The sequence below is a fragment of the Halobacillus salinus genome (genome assembly GCF_004684905.1).
Classification (GTDB): domain Bacteria; phylum Bacillota; class Bacilli; order Bacillales; family Halobacillaceae; genus Halobacillus; species Halobacillus salinus.
Genome location: NZ_SRJC01000003.1, coordinates 327,987 through 345,080, shown reverse-complemented (window position 1 = coordinate 345,080; position 17,094 = coordinate 327,987). Strand labels below are relative to the sequence as shown.

The window sequence follows — 17,094 nt, the reverse complement described above, 5'->3', positions numbered from 1 at the left end:
AGGTTCTATCGTCTAATAAGTATAGAACCTCCTTTTCTAATCATTAGGATAATTATACGATCATTGTGCTTGATCCAAATCTTGCGGTTTCTTACTGCTTTGGGTAAAGAATATGATTCCTCCTACTAGTAAAGGCACAATCCCCCACCAAACCTTCGAAGTAAGGACCTCATCTTCCTCTTTATTCGTCACGATTTCACCAGCATTTGACTCGATGACAAACTCATTAATCTCCACCTTGTTGTACTCATCCTTCAAATTGAACCAGGTGAGGAAGTGGTCTTTCTCAAGTTCATTTACTACCTTCTCCAATCGATCCACACCCAAATAAGGGTGGAAGAACATACCGGAAATACTGTCTGAGAAGCGGGAGAAGTATTGGTAGTTTTTTGAGATTTTTTTGGAAGCTTTTTTATCCCCTTCTCTGACATAACCGAGCGTTTCCGGAATTAACGTCATGCCATCTAACATTGCCGCTTCACTTCGGTAAGAAGGTGAAAACGCGGAAATATGGGTGTTGTTCGAGGTTTGGACTTGTCCTACATAGGTCGAGAAATAGTCGGACAAAACCTCATATCCGCTCAATGACATCGCATAGTGGGGTGCTTCGAAGGCTAGGGGATAGAGTCCTTGTTCCACTAGTTCGTTGACCCCGTTCGAAATTGTGTTTTCAATATAGTTCCGTTCAAAGGCGTGGCCTTGTGCTACATAGTCATCATATTCCTCTTGAGTGGCGAAGTCATCGGGACCGAGCCTTGCTTCATTCGGTTTTTGATAGAGTGGACGGTCGTTCTGGACATCCCAATATTCGAATCCCTCCCCGGTCACTGTTTTCCGGTATTGGTGCTTGTATCCGTGGAGAACGATGCTTGCCCCTTGCTCCTGCATCTTCCGAAGTACGCGGACGAGCCTCGGGGCATCTTCTAAATGAAGTTCTTCTCCAGTTTTAGGATTGGTGTAGACCGGGATGACGGTAATCATATAAGGAATTTCTTTTTTGCGTAAGTAATCTCCTACCTCTTTTAATTTGGTCGGATCGTACATAGGATGTATGTCTTCTAGTCGAAGGGAAATCTTCGCTTCACCCTTCTTTTGATTGAAAAAAGAAAACAACGTCTCCCCGATATAGGCGCCCAATTGCTCGTCTATTTCTGAAATAGGGGCGAAGAAGTCTGTGTCCTGTTGAAATATTAGTGGAACAGCGCCATTGTGAGTGCTATACATGACATTGGTGGACGGAGGTATTTCATAATAATCAACGACTTTTTCTGATTGGAGAGTAATGGAGTCCTCTCCGTCATCTATTGTGTCGAAGATTATCTCCTCGATGCACTCTAAAGATTCTCCTGCTTTAAAGGCTTCCATCGCCTTTCCGATGAAGTAAGTCGGTCCTTCGTAGCGATTCAACAATTCTATGGTCTCCTGTTCCGGTTCACCTTTTGCTCGTCTCAAGTAGAGGACGCGGTCAAAGGTATCTATTTCCTCGCTGCTTTGAAGGAAGTCTTCTACAGAATAGAGGGAGATGTCGTTCGTGAAATGCCCGGTCAACAAGTCAAGGCGGTGCACCTCCTTCATTTGCTGCTCCTTATCGATAGAATAGAGAAGCAGAACTTCCGGGTCTGCCTCATCCGCCTGTAGAGGAATCGGGCAGATCGTGAAGATAAGTACACAGATAAAGGCGATACAGCATCGTTTTCTCATCATGGATTCCTCCTTTTGATGTATTCATTGGAAAGGTGGTAGTGAATGAAATCGAAGAAGTGGAGTTCCTCATCTCTCATCTCTCTATACAACGTTTCACTGTAGGTGATGATGTCCTCAGCTCGATCTTGTTCTCCGATTTGTTGATAATAAAAAGCTGCTAACGCATAGACGGCGACGGATTCATGAGAAGCGGTCGGTTCCAATCTCTTACGGTCATAGCGGCCATAAATTGTCCCTTGATTCCACTGGTCTGTCAGCCATTGGCGAAAAGCAGGCGAGGGGAGTCCTTGGTTCTCTCGGTTCAGTGCAATCAGCAATTGGTCTACCATATGGACTTCGGCATTTTTATTGTAGGCTTCGGTCGTGACATTGAAAGATTCCGGGAAAAATACGGTTCCCTCATCGAGAGAGGACAGTAGCCTCTCTGTTTTTTCGGAATCCGGCAGTATGTCGCAGAATGCGGGGGTGATATAGCTTAGCGTGATTTGGTCACCTGGGTCTTCGAAACTCCAATCATAGTAATCGACATAGTAGCCGTTTCTGGTTTGTGTCTGAGATATCGATTGTGTCAGCTTAACAGCGAGTTTTCTATATGCTTGCTGATCGAAGATTTCCGCAGCCTTTTTCAAAGAAGCGATGATTCGTACATCGTCTATGATTGCATTAGTCGTTTCGCCGTCTTTCAACCGCCATTTGATGTAAGTTCCGTCCTTGATAAAAGATGCCTTCAAATGATCGACCTGTTTCTCGAAGGCATCTTCTTGTTTCGTGTTCACCAGGTATTCCATATACAACCCGATACTCTCCGACAAGTATTCAGAATTCGTCTGATCCGGGTAGGCGTGTATGAGCCCTTGTTGATTTGTATATCGCTCTTTTATTATTTTCTTCACATCGGTTTGGCCATCGAACAGCATGATGACGATCACTCCTCCTATACAAAGGATGATCAGAAGCAAAGCGATCCTTTTCATCCTTCTTCCCCTTGATTCTTGAAACGTTTCGTCTTGTCCCAGGTTTGATGACGGTCAGTGATTCTGCCCAAGATATAGACAAAGGTACTCCTCATCAGAAGGACCAGGAAGATCTGGGCGTAGGTGAAATACATGAGTAAAACGAACAGCACATTCTTAATGGAGACATTCTCGTCCACAACAAGCGCACTGAAAAAGTGAGAAACGTACACGATATAGCTCATAAACCAGATCAACATGAGAGGTATATCGGCTGTTGGAAGAGAGTAACCGAGAACGCCGGTGACGAAAAAGAAATCCGAAAGAAGCAAAAGGACGATGAATACGAAGTAGGTAAGCACGTGTTGCAAGCTTAAGAAAAAAGTACGACCGCTCCAATGATCCGATTGATGGAGCGATTTTTCCATTATATAGAGGTTCCCTGACAACCACCGGGTTCGTTGTTTGATGAATGTTTTGATTCTTTCTGGCTCTTGTTCCCATGTCCGGGAAGCAGGCTCTACAGGCAGAAGGTACCCTGCGGAAGTAATGCGGACAGAAAGTTCTGCATCCTCCGCGAGTGCCTGTTCATCATACCCCCCTACCTCATCGATGACCTCTCGCTTCAACAGCATGTTTGTACCGGCAAGAGATCCTAATTTGAAAAGACCCCATCTTCCGCTTTGCATCAACAGCTGAAATACTTGGAACTCAAGACCAATCATTCGGGTCAAGATGTTTCGGCTCATGTTGATAGTCTTCACATACCCGACGGCTCCAGCCGCATTCTCTGTTTGTAAAGCACGTTCCATTAATCGTCGCACGGCATCGGGTTCCGGTTGGTTGTCTGCATCATAGACCACGAAGTAATCAGAGTCTGATATATGTAGTCCATAGTTCAAGACGCGTGATTTACCCTTCGGTTCCCCATCTGGAACCAGAATATGATGGATGGAAGAGAAGACGTGGGAAAAGCGTTGGACAACGGAAGCGGTATTATCTGTCGACCGATCGTCCAGTACGTAAATATCAAGTTGTCCTGGATAGTCTAATCGCTGCATCGCTCTCAGCGTAGCTCCGATTACGACGTCTTCGTTAAAAGCGGGAATGAGAACCGCAACGCTCGGATAATGGTCAATTTGTGCTTTTTCTGGTATATTCGTACGCTGCTTCACGCCTGCAATCGTAACGATGGAATAAAATAAAAGCAGGAACCAAAAGAGTGAGGCAGATACATAGAGTAAGATCGTCAAATTAATCCACTCCTATCTGTTCTAAAAACTCTTCATCCTTCACAATCGTTTTCTCGACGGTGAAGGGGGAGTCGAGCAGTTTGAACCTCTCACGAATGTGCTGGTTGATCCTCTCAATTACAATGTCTACTCCTTCTCCTTTAGTATCCTTCAGTAATAAGTAGACGTGGTTATTGGCCGAAGTGATCAGATCGAAATGGTGTCGGATTGAATTCTTGGAAGCCTCTTCTACTGTCATCTGAATATTTTTTTCCACGTATGGCTGATTTTCTTTCACCTTTAAGTCAACTAACCATGCTTCGGATTGGTTTCGTTTCACAGACGTCATCACCCACTTCGCCCGCTCTTGAAATTCCCTTTTTGTAAGTACATTCGTCTCTTTATCGTATCGTTGCAGCCACTTCACCTGAGCATGTAACACATCCATCTGGTTTCCTAGTTTTTTAATATAACTAAATAAAATCCAGCTTAAAATTAAAATCCCTGTGAAGAGAAGGTGGATGGATATTAAGGCCGCCTGAATGCTGTTGGAAGTGTAGTCGTTCAGAAAGGCATATACAATCAAGAACAGACCAAATCCTAGAATCATCGTGATGGCATACAAAAAGGTCAATGGCTTGCGAAGCGCGCTCATCACTACAACCGATACAGCGCTCATGACCAGTACTTCATTGGTGAAAGGCAGGTCGAGAAACGAAAGAGTCACAGCAATTCCTATTAACAGAAGAACAAGAATTCCCATCGTCAGATTTTCTCTCATACTAGTAGTCTCCTTATTTTATGTAGAATATTGTAGAATCCATTTAATTCCAAATTAGTTTACAAAAAAGGTATACCCACTATTTTTTACCTAAAACTATAGATTCATCTTTTTGTTTAATTTAACCAACAAATGAAGAGGTGACGAGAAGCTACAAGGGTACTATTTCTTCTACAGTGGAATTCGAAGGCAAACGAAAGCGTTCATAGTACATCCTCTGTCGCGGGTTACGTGGAAGGGCTTTAAATAGGAAAAACACCCCGAGAGTCCAATATTTTCCTCGAAGTCAGGTCATACTATAATGTCTGATTTTATAATTAGGAGTGTATTCTGTGAAAAACCATCACCTGACCAAACAAGCAATCGAACATAAAAAAGCGAAACAACACGCCAAAGGAAAAGAAGGCTTAATGTGGTGGCAGGTGTCCTTGATCGGAATCGGATCTATCATCGGCGCCGGCTTCTTCTTAGGGACAGGGCTGTCGATTCAATTAGCCGGACCATCGGTATTGATCGGCTACCTCATCGCGGGCGTTACCACCTATTTCGTCTTCAGTGCGCTGGCGGAAATGAGTGTGAACGATCCGGAATCTGGCTCATTCCGTGCCTACGCTAAAAAAGCATTCGGCCATTCCATGGGCTTCGTCGCGGGCTGGATGTATTGGTTGTCGGGGATCTTGATCATGTCGAGTGAAATCGTCGCCCTGTCGACATTCAGTCAGTTCTGGTTTCCGAATGTACCGCTTTGGATCTTCTCGGTCGTGTTTGCAGCGTTAGGGTTCGGAATTAATTTGTTCGGAGTGAAAAACTTTGGAAAGATTGAATCCCTCTTTGCTGTGGTCAAGCTGTCTACACTCGTGGCTTTTATTGTATTCGTGGCATTGTTTTTGTTCGGAATTGTCAGTCCGGCAGAATCCCGGGTCATGACGCAGACGGGTATCAGTGAATTTTTCCCGAATGGTGTTAGAGGCTTGTGGTCGGCGATGATCTTCATCTTCTTTTCGTTCGGTGGAATTGCTGTTGTCGGAGTGGCTTCTGCTGAATTGAAGAATAAAAAGGATATTCCGAAGGCGGGAACGTTGCTGCTTCTGATTCTCGTTTCGGTGTACGTTGCCGGGTTGTTCTTTGTGTTGTATATGGTGGACTGGAGTGTGATCAACGAATCGGAAAGTCCATTTGTTACATCGCTGTCCGCTTTTGCGATACCTTATTTGGATTCGGTGTTCAATGCGGTCATCATGAGTGCCGCTTTTTCTACAATGGTAGGGGCACTATTTTCTATTACTCATATCATGGTTTCGCTGGCGGAAGACGGGGATGCTCCTCATAAACTGAAACGGAAAAATGAACGTGGCGTAGCTCTTCGGTCTCTTTTTCTAACAGCAATTGGAGTGGGTGTGTCGATTCTGTTCTTGTTTCTACTGCCGGATACGATGTATGAATACGTGACGACGTCTGCCGGGGTTATGTTGATTCTGAACTGGGCGATCATACTTGTTTCGCATCTGAAATTACAGAAAACCTATAAAGGGAATGCGGACAGCTTCCATACATTCGGCTATCCTTTCACGTCTTACTTAGGAATTTTTCTGATAGGTGTTGCGATTACAGGGGCGCTGCTTCGTGAGACGGAGCGGATTGGGTTGTTTATCAGCCTTGGCATGATTGTGGTGATTTTTGTTTGCTATCGTTTTGTTGGGGACGGTTCTGGTGATTGAATTTGAAGTTTGGGATAGGTGCTTTTGAGTTTGCTTTAGAGTTGGGCTTTTGAATTGGGGACGGTTCTCGCGTTAGGGTCAGAACATTTAAGTTGGGGACGGTTCTCACGTTAGGATGAATCGCTCGTTTCCATTAAGGAGACGAGCGATTTGCTTTTTCTTGAAATAGGTAGAAAACTCCGAGTACAGCGACTACGATCAATGCGCTGACATTGTAGAGCACGGTGAAGCTCGATAAGGAAACTAAGATACCTAATACATATGAGCCGAGCGCAATCCCGGTGTCATAGAGAGTGAAGAAGGTAGCTGTGGCGTGCCCGCTTCGGTTGTCTGCCGTCGATTGGATGGCCATCGTCTGGAAGCTCGGAAGCAAAGAACCGTAGCCCAAACCGATGATTGCTCCGGCGATCAGCAGTCCCCAGATGGTCTGGATGAACCCTAAGGTGACGAGTCCGATGGCGAACACAATCAGGCTTGGTATGATGACGATATTCGGTCCTCGTGAATCGAAGGCGCGTCCGAGTGATGGACGGGATAGGATCATCACGATCGCAAACACGACAAAGAAATAGCTGGACACGGAAGCGAGGCCAAGCGAATTAGCGTAAACCGAAATGAATGAAATGATACTTGAATAGGAGAACGCGATCATGCTAGCGATGATGGCAATTGGCAATGCTTTCGTATCGAACAAGTCGTGGAAAGACAGCTTCTTCGGCGCTTCGGGCTGTTCTTCTTTTTCATTAGCCGGTAGCTGAATCAAGGTCGAGCTGATGACGCCGCAGACCATCACTCCGCTCAAGACGAGAAACAGATTCGTGAAATCCGTGATCTGTAGCATCGTCAGGCCAAGGAAGGGACCGACGACTACGGCAACATTCATCGCCATGGCAAAATAGCCAAGTCCTTCGCCGCGTCGCTCTGCCGGGACGACGTCTGCTGCGATTGCTCCAGTCGTGGTGGTGAGTATTGCGAAAGATAGGCCGTGAATGAACCGTAAACCGAGTAGTGCCTGATATTGTGTTGCAATTAGATAGAATCCTGTTGTGATGGTGAACAGGAGTATAGAAATTACGAGCGCCTTTTTCTTGCCGAGTTTCTCGAGAATTTTTCCTGAAAAAGGACGGACGAGAATAGCAGCAAGCAGCATAATCGTAACGACGAGTCCGCCTTGCGCTTCGTTGCCTCCGAGTTCGTCGATGACGTAGATCGGCAGGGTGGTTAGTAAGGCGTAGAAGGTGACAAATACAATAAAATGCGTCAGCGATATACTGACGAAACTCTTCGTCCAAATTGGCCGTTTCGTGTGTTCCATAGTGTGTACTCCTTCTATTTGTTAGATGTAATATGCTCGAGTAGTTGCCTCAGTTGGTTTTCCTCCTCGGTGGATAAGTGGAAAAGTTGTTCGTCCTCGTACGAGCGGATGATATCAGCTAAACGGCTGACTTCGTCTTTTGCGTTATCAGCAATATGGACGATACGCTGCCTTTTGTCTGTGCCAGGCTTGCGGCTGAGCCAGCCTTTTTCCTCCAGGCGCTTCACTGTGCGTGTCACCGTTGGCGCTTCGACGTTCATGTACTGCCAAATGTCGGTCAGGGTCATTGGACCGTTTTTGTGGAGGCAGTAGATGATTGCCCACTGGGAGGTGTATAGGTCGTATTCTTTGAGTTTTTCGTTCATGCGTTGATTCATCAGTCGAACGCTTTGGTTGAGTAAGTGTAATAAGTTGTGATTGGAATAGTTCACGTTATTCTCCTTTGTATATTATTTACTTAGGTAAATAAATAGCATGACTACTATTCTAAGTCGGAGGGTTGAATTTGTAAATGGCTTTTTGGCTGATTTTAATCGGGGACGGTTCTGATGTTTGGAGTACAGTTTGCTTTAGCTTAGTGATGGAAAAAGCAAAGTGAGTCATATGTGACTTACTCCAACCCTACATTGCTTTATATAAAATTCAGAAAATTTAGTAATATATGAATCAACGAGGGGAGGAGAGGATGATTCCAATTAACGAAGAAGTGAAATCATTCATCAATAACCAAAGAGAAGACTATGTAGATTTATTGAAACAAATGGTTCAGCGAGAGAGTTTAGCAGGTCATGAAGCTTCTGTACAAGATTTGGTTGAGGAGAGGCTGAATAGTAATGGTCTCATGGTAGACCGTTGGGAGCTTGATTATAAGCAATTATCCAAACACCCTGAATTCTGTGCATCCCGCACTGACTTCGAAGGAAGTGAGAATGTCGTTGGTGTATGGAAAGGAGAAGGAGGAGGAAAATCCCTAATTCTAAATGGTCACGTAGATGTGGTACCTGAAGGAGAACTTGATCAGTGGGACAAAGCTCCTTATTCAGGTGAAGTTAAAGGTGGAAGGTTATATGGTCGGGGATCGACTGATATGAAAGGTGGCAACCTCGCCTCTCTTATTGCTTTAGAAGCCTTAAAGAAAACTGGAGTTAGATTAAAGGGGGACGTAATCTTCCAAAGTGTCGTAGAGGAGGAAGCTGGTGGATCAGGTACGCTTTCTACGATTGAACGCGGTTATAAAGCTGATGCCGCGTTGATTCCAGAGCCGACAAATTTAGCAATTTTCCCTGTGCAACAAGGTTCAATGTGGTTTAAAGTTCATATCTATGGAAAATCAGCCCATGGTGGTACACGTTATGAGGGAATAAGTGCAATAGAGAAGGCGTTCAAGGTGAACGAAGCAATCTTGAGCTTAGAGCGAGAAAGGAACGAATTATTAAGTAGGGATTTATACGATGGTAACCCAATACCTGTTCCGATCAATATAGGAACAATTAATGGTGGAAACTGGCCATCATCGGTACCAGATCATCTAGAGATGGAAGGGCGTATGGGGGTCATTCCAGGAGAGATCCCGCAGCAAGCTAAAAGCGAAATGGAAGAAAGGCTGCGGAAGTTGAGTGAACAAGATGAGTGGTTTGCTGAACACCCGGTTAAGATTGAGTGGTTCGGGGCGAGGTGGCTGCCAGGAGAGATTGATGAGAATCATCCTTTTCTTGAAAGGTTAGAGGAATCTTATACATCTCATAAAGGACAAGCTCCTGTAATGAAAGCATCCCCTTGGGGTACTGACGGCGGTTTGTTATCAACAATAGGCAATATTCCGACTGTAGTATTCGGTCCTGGGACAACAAGTGAGGCCCATCAACCGAATGAATCAATCGAACTTGATGCAATTTTCGACTGTGCAACTATTATGGCAGATACCATTCTAGAGTGGTGTGAAGTGGCAGAGAGGAAGGAGGAGTAAATATGAATGTAGATGTTCTAATTCTATTTCTGAATTGTATTTTGACAACCGTCGTTTCGTCGGTCGTTGTGATCTATATTTTACGTAAGCAGTATAAACCAGCCATTAAGAAGCTTGAGGAAGAAGAGCAGGATTTCACGCAATTTAAGGACAATCAATCCGCTAATGGATGACTCAATTAAAAGGAGGTATGAGAAATGACAACGACTGTATTTTTTGTAGTATTAGCTCTTTATGTTGTAGTTGGTGCTGGTGTCACTAGATTTGTAAAAAGCAAAGATGACTTTTATGTTATGGGGCAAAAAGGAACTACCGTTCTGATTGTAGGGACGCTTTCCGCAACATATTTAAGCGCTGTTACACTACTAGGGATTTCAGGTACTTCGTATAAAGAAGGGCCGCTTGTCATTGCTGCTCTTGGTTCTTTTGGGGCATGGATCGGTACGCTTATTGCTGTAGTTTACATAGGTAGAAAAATGAAGGCGCTAGACTGTAAGACAATGCCTGACTTCTTTGAGAAGAGATTCAAAAGTAGAACAGTCAGTATCATCGCAGTACTAATTATGATTGTCGGTTTGCTAGGTTACGGAGTTATTCAATTGATTGGTGCTGGACTTGTTCTGAGTGAGATCACGAACATTTCCTTCCCGGTAATGATTGTACTGTTCACAGCAGCACTCCTAATTTTCTGTGCACTTGGTGGTATGTATGGTGTTGTTATTACGGATACGTTGATGTTCTTTACGATGTTAGCAATATCCGTAGTCATCGCTCCACTTATCATCGGGAAAGCTGGTTTGGAAGAGATGAAAGCTTTATCGGACACTATTCCATTCTACTGGACGATTGAAGGGGCTAATGAAAGACCTTTAGGTTGGTCTATTTCACAGTTCCTTGTGTGGATTCTTTTCTTCTCATGTACACCTGCTCTCGTGTCACGTGTATTTCCAGCAAAAAACGATTTTGTCATTTTGAAAGCGGCTATCATCGGTGTCTTCTTCGCCCCGTTTATGCAAGTCATTGTGTTCTTAGCGGCGGGTGGAATGCGTGTACTTCAGCCAGGAATTGAGAACACAGATAACGTTATGATTATTGGATTCCTTCAACATGTACCTAGTTTCTTAGGTGGAATAGGTCTAGCAGGATTGATGGCTTCCATCATGTCTACCGCTTCTACTTTGTTCGTCCTTGTCGGCTTCGCTCTTGCTAGGGATTTATTTGAGAATTTAAGAAAAGAACCATTGAGTGAGAAAAATTCGTTGAAGGTTGGAAGATGGGCACAAGTGCTTGTGGGTGTAGTTGTCTGTCTTATTGCCATCAGTAGACCTGCTGCGATTTACTGGATCTCAATCTATGCAGGCGCAATCTTCGGAGTGGGGTGGCTTCCAACTGTTATTGCAAGTCTTGAGTGGAAGCGCATGAATAGCAAAGCTGCAATAGCAAGTATGCTTTCAGGGGTTACTTCCTTCATCTTAGTATCTGAACTGGCAAGCCGTGGAATTATTTCGCTCCCTATCCATATCGACGCGTTGATGATTGCATTTGCCATTTCATCAATCATTTTGATAGTAGTTGGGCTCACGACTACAGCGAATTCTCATGAAAAGAGCTTCTTCAGTAAGATGAAGCAGGTTAATCCGGCTACTCAGACTATCAAGTCTTTTGCATCCGAAAAAAATGGCTTGATGAAATTGAAAAAGCAGTATGCACAGACAATGGTAATTGCAATCTCCTTCATCTTTATATCTGTTTTGATTTGGGGATTCTTCTTTATTCAACTTGGTCTATAAGGGGAGAAAGTTATGAACAGAGAAAGGTTAATGCAAAGGTTCAGCTCAATGGCTGAAATTGGTCAAACCGATCGGGGAGGTGTTAATCGACTAGCTCTCACGGAAATGGATAAACAAGCCCGGGACCTTCTCTGGAAGTGGTCTGAAGAAATAGGCTTATCGGTGAGGGTGGACGACTTTGGGAATATATACGCACGCCTCGAAGGAGAGAAAGTCGACTATAAACCTGTTGTGCTCGGGTCTCACTTGGATAGTGTTCCTTACGGAGGGAAATTTGATGGTACTTTAGGCGTTTTGGTAGGACTAGAGTTGATGGAAACTATCATTGAGGAAGGGAAAACACCTGAGAGACCTTTGGAGTTAGCGGTGTTTACAAATGAAGAAGGTGCACGATTCCCTACTCCAATGCTTGGGAGTGGTGCAGTCACCGGTGTATTTACGAAAGAGCACGTTTACAACATGAAAGATGATGACGGTGTAAGGTTTGAGGATGCTTTAGTCAAAATTGGTTACGTAGGGGATTCCTTCAACAGAGTGACTGAAGTTGAAGCATTTATAGAACTTCATATAGAACAAGGGCCTGTACTAGAGTCAAAGGGTGTACCTGTGGGCATTGTTAATGGAATTCAGGGTTTGTCCTGGCATAGTGTACAATTTTTCGGAGAAGCGGGACATGCTGGAACAACACCCCTTCATCATCGTAAAGACCCATTAATTAGTTCTGTAAAGGCTATACAAAGAATCCATGATTGGGTGATGAATTTAGAAGATGAAACAATTGTCACCTTCGGGAAAATCGGTACAGCTTCGAATACGATTAACGTTGTATCAAACAGTGCGACTTTCTCACTCGACATTCGCCATCCTGACCATTCAAAGCTACTGAGTAGAATTGAAAAAGTGAAACGACTTATCAGAGAAGTAGCACTGGAAGATGATACAGAAAGTCTATGTGAGGATCTTTCCTATATGACACCCGTATCTTTTGATCCGGGCTTAAGTGAATTACTTAGTAACGCATGCAGAAAGCACAACGTTGATTTCTCAGAAATCGTCAGTGGTGCAGGGCATGACGCAATGTATATGAATCGTATAGGTAAAACAGTCATGGTCTTTGCTCCGAGTCGCGCAGGCAAAAGTCACTGTGAAGAAGAGGATACTTCTTGGGAAGACATTGAAAAAGCTGGAAAGGTAATGGAAGACACGGTTAAACGTCTTGCTTTTTCCACAGAGTCGGTAAAATCCTAGATGTTCTTGTTTGATATACTTTTCCTATACGACTAAGACATAGGTGATGACAATGAAAGAGAATCATTTGTTTGAAGAGATTGTTGAACATTCAGTAGACGAGATTTTCGTAATTGATCGTAATGGGATAGTTTTATATGTTAACGAAGCGTGTGAAACGAACTATGGTGTCCAGGCGGATCGCCTGATTGGAGCTAGTATAAAAAATTTGGAAGATGACTTGTTCACCCCTTCCGCGACCTTAGAGGTACTTAAAAGGCAGCGGCCGGTTGAGATTATGCAGAGGACAACAAGAGGGAAAAGGCTTTTTGTTAAGTCACGTCCTGTATTCGATAAAGAGACCGGAGAGCTTACAAAAGTAATCAGCTACGCACGTGATTTGTCAGACCTTAATGAATTGAGAGAGCGAGTACAGAAGCTTGAGAAACAATTGGAGGATCAATCTAAGACGCAGGGAGCAGTGTTTGGCGATATCATTGCAGAAAGTGATGAAATACAACAGGTTTTAAAAGCTTCTTCCCGCATAGCACTAACGGATGTCCCAGTTCTTTTATCTGGTGAAACCGGCGTAGGAAAAACATTGCTTGCAAAGAAAATTCATTCACTCAGCAAGTATAGTGACGGCGTGTTCCAGGAGATTAATTGTGCAGAACTTCCAAAACAGAACCGCCAAATAGAACTATTCAAGTATTTAGAAGGTGGAGAGGGGCTTGTTGAATTGCCGGATAGATGTACATTATTGTTTGATGAGATTAGTGAGATGCCACTACATTTTCAAGCGAATCTGCTGAAAACTCTTGAAAACAGTGATAAGTCGGTACGTTTCATCTTCTCAACAAGTCATAATTTGGAGGAAAAGGTGCAGAACGGTGAATTCAGAGGCGACCTCTATTACCGGCTTAACATTCTTCCGGTTTACATCCCTCCTCTTAGAAATCGGAAGAATGATATCTATCCGCTAGCTAATCATTTTCTACAGACATTCAATGAAGAATACAACCAGCATAAGACCTTCTCACCAATTGCTTTAAATGCTCTTTATGAGTATGAATGGAGAGGGAATATCAGGGAGATGGAGAACTTGATCCAGCGACTAGTTATCATGTCCGAGACTACAGAGATCACAATAGATCAGTTACCTTCTATTATCAAAGCAGGATCAATCTCACATGCTGAAACACTCCCTGAAAAGCTTGAACAAATGGAGCGGTATTTGATTACGGAAGCTTATGATTTGTACGGATCAAGCTATAAAGTCGCAGATAGTTTAGGCATCAGCCAGTCATCTGCTATGCGAAAGATCAAAAAGTATATGAAGAGTTAGGAAGGAGATGGGCCGAATGAATACAGAACAGATGACCCAAATTCCAGGGGCAAAAGGTGAGAAATTGCTAAAGAGAAAAGACAATATAGTTCCTCGAGCTATCAGTTGTGGATCTTCGACATTCGCTGAAAGTGCAAATGGGACGACTATCAAAGATGTGGATGGAAATGAATTTCTAGATTTTGCTGGAGCTATTGGCACAATCAATGTTGGCCATTCCCACCCTAAGGTAGTAGAAGCCATTTCTGAACAAGCATCTCGCTTTGTTCATACTGGATTTAACGTCATGATGTATGAATCGTATATTGAACTCGCAGAGCGTATCGCCGAGTTGGCTCCCGGTGAACATGAAAAGAAAGTGGCCTTTTTTAATAGTGGTGCTGAAGCAGTTGAAAATGCTGTTAAAGTTGCTCGCAAGGCGACTGGGCGAAAAGGAATCATTACATTCAATCGTGGGTTCCACGGGCGTACCCTGATGACGATGAGCATGACGAGCAAAGTGAAACCGTACAAGTTTGAGTTCGGTCCTTTTGCTCCAGAGGTGTACCGTGGTCCCTATCCATACTTATATAGAAAGCCGGATGAAATAGATTCAACAACTTATTCTAAGATACTACTGTCTCAGTTGGATGAATTGATTACCACAGAAATTAGCGCAGACCAAGTAGCAGCGGTTGTATTAGAACCCGTACAAGGAGAAGGTGGTTTTATTGTACCTGATGCTACTTTCATACAAGGGGTAGCTGACATATGTAAGAAGCATGGTATTCTCCTCGTTGCAGATGAAATTCAAACTGGCTTTGCGAGGTGTGGGCGCTACTTCGCTATTGATCATTTTGACGTAGTACCAGATTTGATTACGATATCCAAATCAATGGGAGCTGGTGTGCCGATTAGTGGATTAATAGGTCGAAAGGATCTAATGGACGCTGCGGAACCTGGAGAACTAGGTGGAACGTATGCAGGAAGTCCACTCGGTTGTCAGGCGGCTTTAGCTGTCCTTGATATTATTGAAGAAGAGAACTTAAACGAACGCTCAGCAGAAATTGGTGACATCATTAGAGCAAGGATGGAACAGTTACAGGGAAAATATCCTCAAATTGGTGACATTCGTGGACTAGGGGCAATGTGTGCTGTGGAAATCGTCAAAGACCCAGAATTGAAAGAGCCGGATCCAGACTCTGTAGCACACATACTTAAGGAAGCGAATCGACTCGGATTGCTCCTTCTAAAGTCAGGTGTTTATTCAAATGTAATTCGGTTCTTGTCTCCGTTGACTTTGTCAGACGAAGAATTGGATAGAGGATTAAATATTGTAGAAGAAAGTATGAGCAAGGTCTGGGGATAATCCAATAACATTCCTCCTTCTGAAAAGTAGGAGGAAATTTTTATAAGGGAGAGTGTGAAATGGCATTAGTGAGCACATACATAGAGGACCTGCTGGAAGGTAGTGAAGGAAGCTATAAGTTGGTAAATCCACATACAAAAGAAGAGGTTGCTACCATTCCGGAGTGCTCAAATTCTCAGATGGAGCGTGCCATTCAAGAGGCAGAGTCTGTTACTGACGAATTAGCATCGATGAGCTTGGCGGAGCGCTCCGAGATTTTGATTAAAGTAGCCGGTATTATAGAAGAAGAAAAAGAAAGGTTTGCTTCCACCATTGTTAAAGAGTCTGCAAAGCCGATCAAATATGCTCGCGGCGAAGTGGACCGCACAATAGAAACGTTAAAGTTTTGTGCTGTAGAAGCAAGAAAGCTCGAGGGAGAATCCATCCGACTGGATGCTGCACCAAATGGCCAAGGAAGGGATGCCTACACTATTTATGAGCCACTCGGTGTGATAGGTGCTATTACGCCTTTCAATTTCCCTCTTAATCTAGTAGTCCACAAAGTAGGCCCGGCGATAGCGGCCGGAAATACCATCGTCGTCAAACCTGCTGAGAAAACACCGTTATCCTCCTTCTTACTAAAAGAAGCTTTTGAAAAAGCAGGTCTACCTTCGAAAGCGTTAGCGGTTGTAACGGGAGATGGACCTCGTCTTGGAAAGGTTTTGATCGATCACCCTGATGTGAAAAAGATTACTTTCACAGGTAGTCCAGAGGTTGGGGAAACAATCAAGTCTCAAGTCGGATTAAAAAAATTGACGCTTGAGCTTGGTAATAATTCAGCTCTTTACATCGATCGAACGGAAGAAGAGAATCTAAGTGAAATTGCTGGAAAGGTAGCCACTGGTGCCTTCTCTTATAGTGGTCAAGTGTGCATTAGTACTCAAAGGGTGTATGTGCACAATCAAATCTCAGAAAAGTTTATTACAGAACTAGTTCAAGCTACTTCCAAATTACAATATGGTGATCCATTTGATGAGGGGACCGACATAGCTTCTTTAATAGATGAATCCTCACAAGCGAGGCTGTTGGATTGGATTGAGGATGCTACTAAAAATGGTGCAGAAATCTTGTGTGGAGGAAAGTGTTTCGGATATGGTCTTGAGCCAACGATCATGCAAGGTGTGGATGCATCAGATAAACTTTCTTCAAGAGAAGTCTTCGGCCCTATTGTAAACGTAAATGTTGTAAATGACAGTGAAGAGGCACTAGAGGAAATGAATGATTCACGATACGGCTTGAATGCTGGTGTTTTCACTTCAGACATAAAGACAGGCTTACGCATGGCCCATGCCCTTGATGTAGGACAAGTTCTCGTGAATGATATTCCTACGTTACGTTTTGACCATATGCCATACGGTGGAAGAAAGGATTCAGGCTATGGTTATGAAGGGGTCAAGTATGCGATTAAAGAAATGACGAAGATGAAGATGATAAGCTTGAATTATACTTGAATGATAGAAATGTAAGTTAGACGGTAATGTGATTGTTTAATGAAAAAACCTGAATTTCACCGACAAATGGTGGAATTCAGGTTTTTTGAGTTGGGTTTTGTGTTGGGGACGGTTCTGGTGTTTTGTCATCGCATTGTAGGTAAGAAATTGCTGTTTTACTAGAGTAAGTTTTGAAATTAAGAGCATTGGATCCTGCGAAACGGTTTAAATGCTCGTTCGCTGGAT

Annotated in this window: 14 protein-coding genes; 8 read left to right on the top strand and 6 right to left on the bottom strand. The window is 43.6% G+C overall.

Translation table 11 applies throughout. From position 1 onward, the window contains the following. Positions 1 to 60: 60 nt before the first annotated feature. From E4663_RS14130 to E4663_RS14115, 4 genes are read right to left on the bottom strand one after another with little or no spacing between them, the layout of a single operon-like run. Complete coding sequence (locus E4663_RS14130) at positions 61 to 1,701, bottom strand: polysaccharide deacetylase family protein (protein ID WP_158290502.1); 1,641 nt, start codon at positions 1,699 to 1,701, stop codon at positions 61 to 63. Next, positions 1,701 to 2,678, bottom strand: coding sequence for a hypothetical protein (locus tag E4663_RS14125; RefSeq protein WP_135328093.1), 978 nt, complete (start codon positions 2,676 to 2,678; stop codon positions 1,701 to 1,703). Before E4663_RS14125 ends, E4663_RS14130 begins: the two co-directional genes overlap by 1 nt. Next, positions 2,675 to 3,910: a glycosyltransferase family 2 protein gene (locus E4663_RS14120; protein ID WP_135328092.1), complete on the bottom strand. Its 1,236-nt coding sequence runs from the start codon at positions 3,908 to 3,910 to the stop codon at positions 2,675 to 2,677. The genes E4663_RS14125 and E4663_RS14120 overlap by 4 nt, the downstream gene beginning before the upstream one ends. 1 nt (position 3,911) lies before the next feature. Continuing rightward, the gene (locus tag E4663_RS14115) at positions 3,912 to 4,670 is read right to left on the bottom strand and encodes a hypothetical protein (protein ID WP_135328091.1); all 759 of its coding nucleotides are present in this window, start codon (positions 4,668 to 4,670) and stop codon (positions 3,912 to 3,914) included. Between the two features lie 332 nt (positions 4,671 to 5,002). Here E4663_RS14115 and E4663_RS14110 point away from each other — a divergent pair, with 332 nt between their 5' ends. Beyond that, complete coding sequence (locus E4663_RS14110) at positions 5,003 to 6,388, top strand: amino acid permease (RefSeq protein WP_135328090.1); 1,386 nt, start codon at positions 5,003 to 5,005, stop codon at positions 6,386 to 6,388. A 133-nt stretch (positions 6,389 to 6,521) separates the two neighbouring features. Here the strand turns inward: E4663_RS14110 and E4663_RS14105 are convergent, their stop codons facing one another. Next, positions 6,522 to 7,703, bottom strand: coding sequence for an MFS transporter (locus tag E4663_RS14105; RefSeq protein ID WP_135328089.1), 1,182 nt, complete (start codon positions 7,701 to 7,703; stop codon positions 6,522 to 6,524). A 14-nt stretch (positions 7,704 to 7,717) separates the two neighbouring features. Next, positions 7,718 to 8,134 (bottom strand): MarR family winged helix-turn-helix transcriptional regulator, encoded by a 417-nt coding sequence (locus E4663_RS14100; RefSeq protein WP_135328088.1) that lies wholly within the window; start codon positions 8,132 to 8,134, stop codon positions 7,718 to 7,720. 254 nt (positions 8,135 to 8,388) lie between these two features. Between E4663_RS14100 and E4663_RS14095 the strand changes: the two genes are divergently transcribed. From E4663_RS14095 to E4663_RS14070, 7 genes are read left to right on the top strand one after another with little or no spacing between them, the layout of a single operon-like run. Next, positions 8,389 to 9,669 carry a peptidase gene (locus E4663_RS14095; protein ID WP_135328087.1) on the top strand — a complete coding sequence of 427 codons (1,281 nt, stop codon included), beginning with the start codon at positions 8,389 to 8,391 and terminating at the stop codon, positions 9,667 to 9,669. 2 nt (positions 9,670 to 9,671) lie between these two features. Beyond that, positions 9,672 to 9,842: a hypothetical protein gene (locus E4663_RS19995; protein ID WP_168927353.1), complete on the top strand. Its 171-nt coding sequence runs from the start codon at positions 9,672 to 9,674 to the stop codon at positions 9,840 to 9,842. A gap of 24 nt (positions 9,843 to 9,866) precedes the next feature. Then, positions 9,867 to 11,459: a sodium:solute symporter family protein gene (locus tag E4663_RS14090; RefSeq protein WP_135328086.1), complete on the top strand. Its 1,593-nt coding sequence runs from the start codon at positions 9,867 to 9,869 to the stop codon at positions 11,457 to 11,459. Between the two features lie 12 nt (positions 11,460 to 11,471). Continuing rightward, on the top strand, positions 11,472 to 12,707 hold the full coding sequence (locus E4663_RS14085) for a Zn-dependent hydrolase (RefSeq protein WP_135328085.1): 1,236 nt from the start codon (positions 11,472 to 11,474) through the stop codon (positions 12,705 to 12,707). A gap of 52 nt (positions 12,708 to 12,759) precedes the next feature. Beyond that, entirely contained in the window at positions 12,760 to 14,031 is a 1,272-nt protein-coding gene (locus tag E4663_RS14080) for a sigma-54 interaction domain-containing protein (RefSeq protein WP_158290501.1), read from the top strand. Positions 14,032 to 14,047: 16 nt separating this feature from the next. Further along, entirely contained in the window at positions 14,048 to 15,379 is a 1,332-nt protein-coding gene (gabT, locus tag E4663_RS14075; RefSeq protein ID WP_135328083.1) for a 4-aminobutyrate--2-oxoglutarate transaminase, read from the top strand. Positions 15,380 to 15,438: 59 nt separating this feature from the next. Then, positions 15,439 to 16,869, top strand: coding sequence for an aldehyde dehydrogenase family protein (locus E4663_RS14070; protein WP_135328082.1), 1,431 nt, complete (start codon positions 15,439 to 15,441; stop codon positions 16,867 to 16,869). Positions 16,870 to 17,094 lie beyond the last annotated feature (225 nt).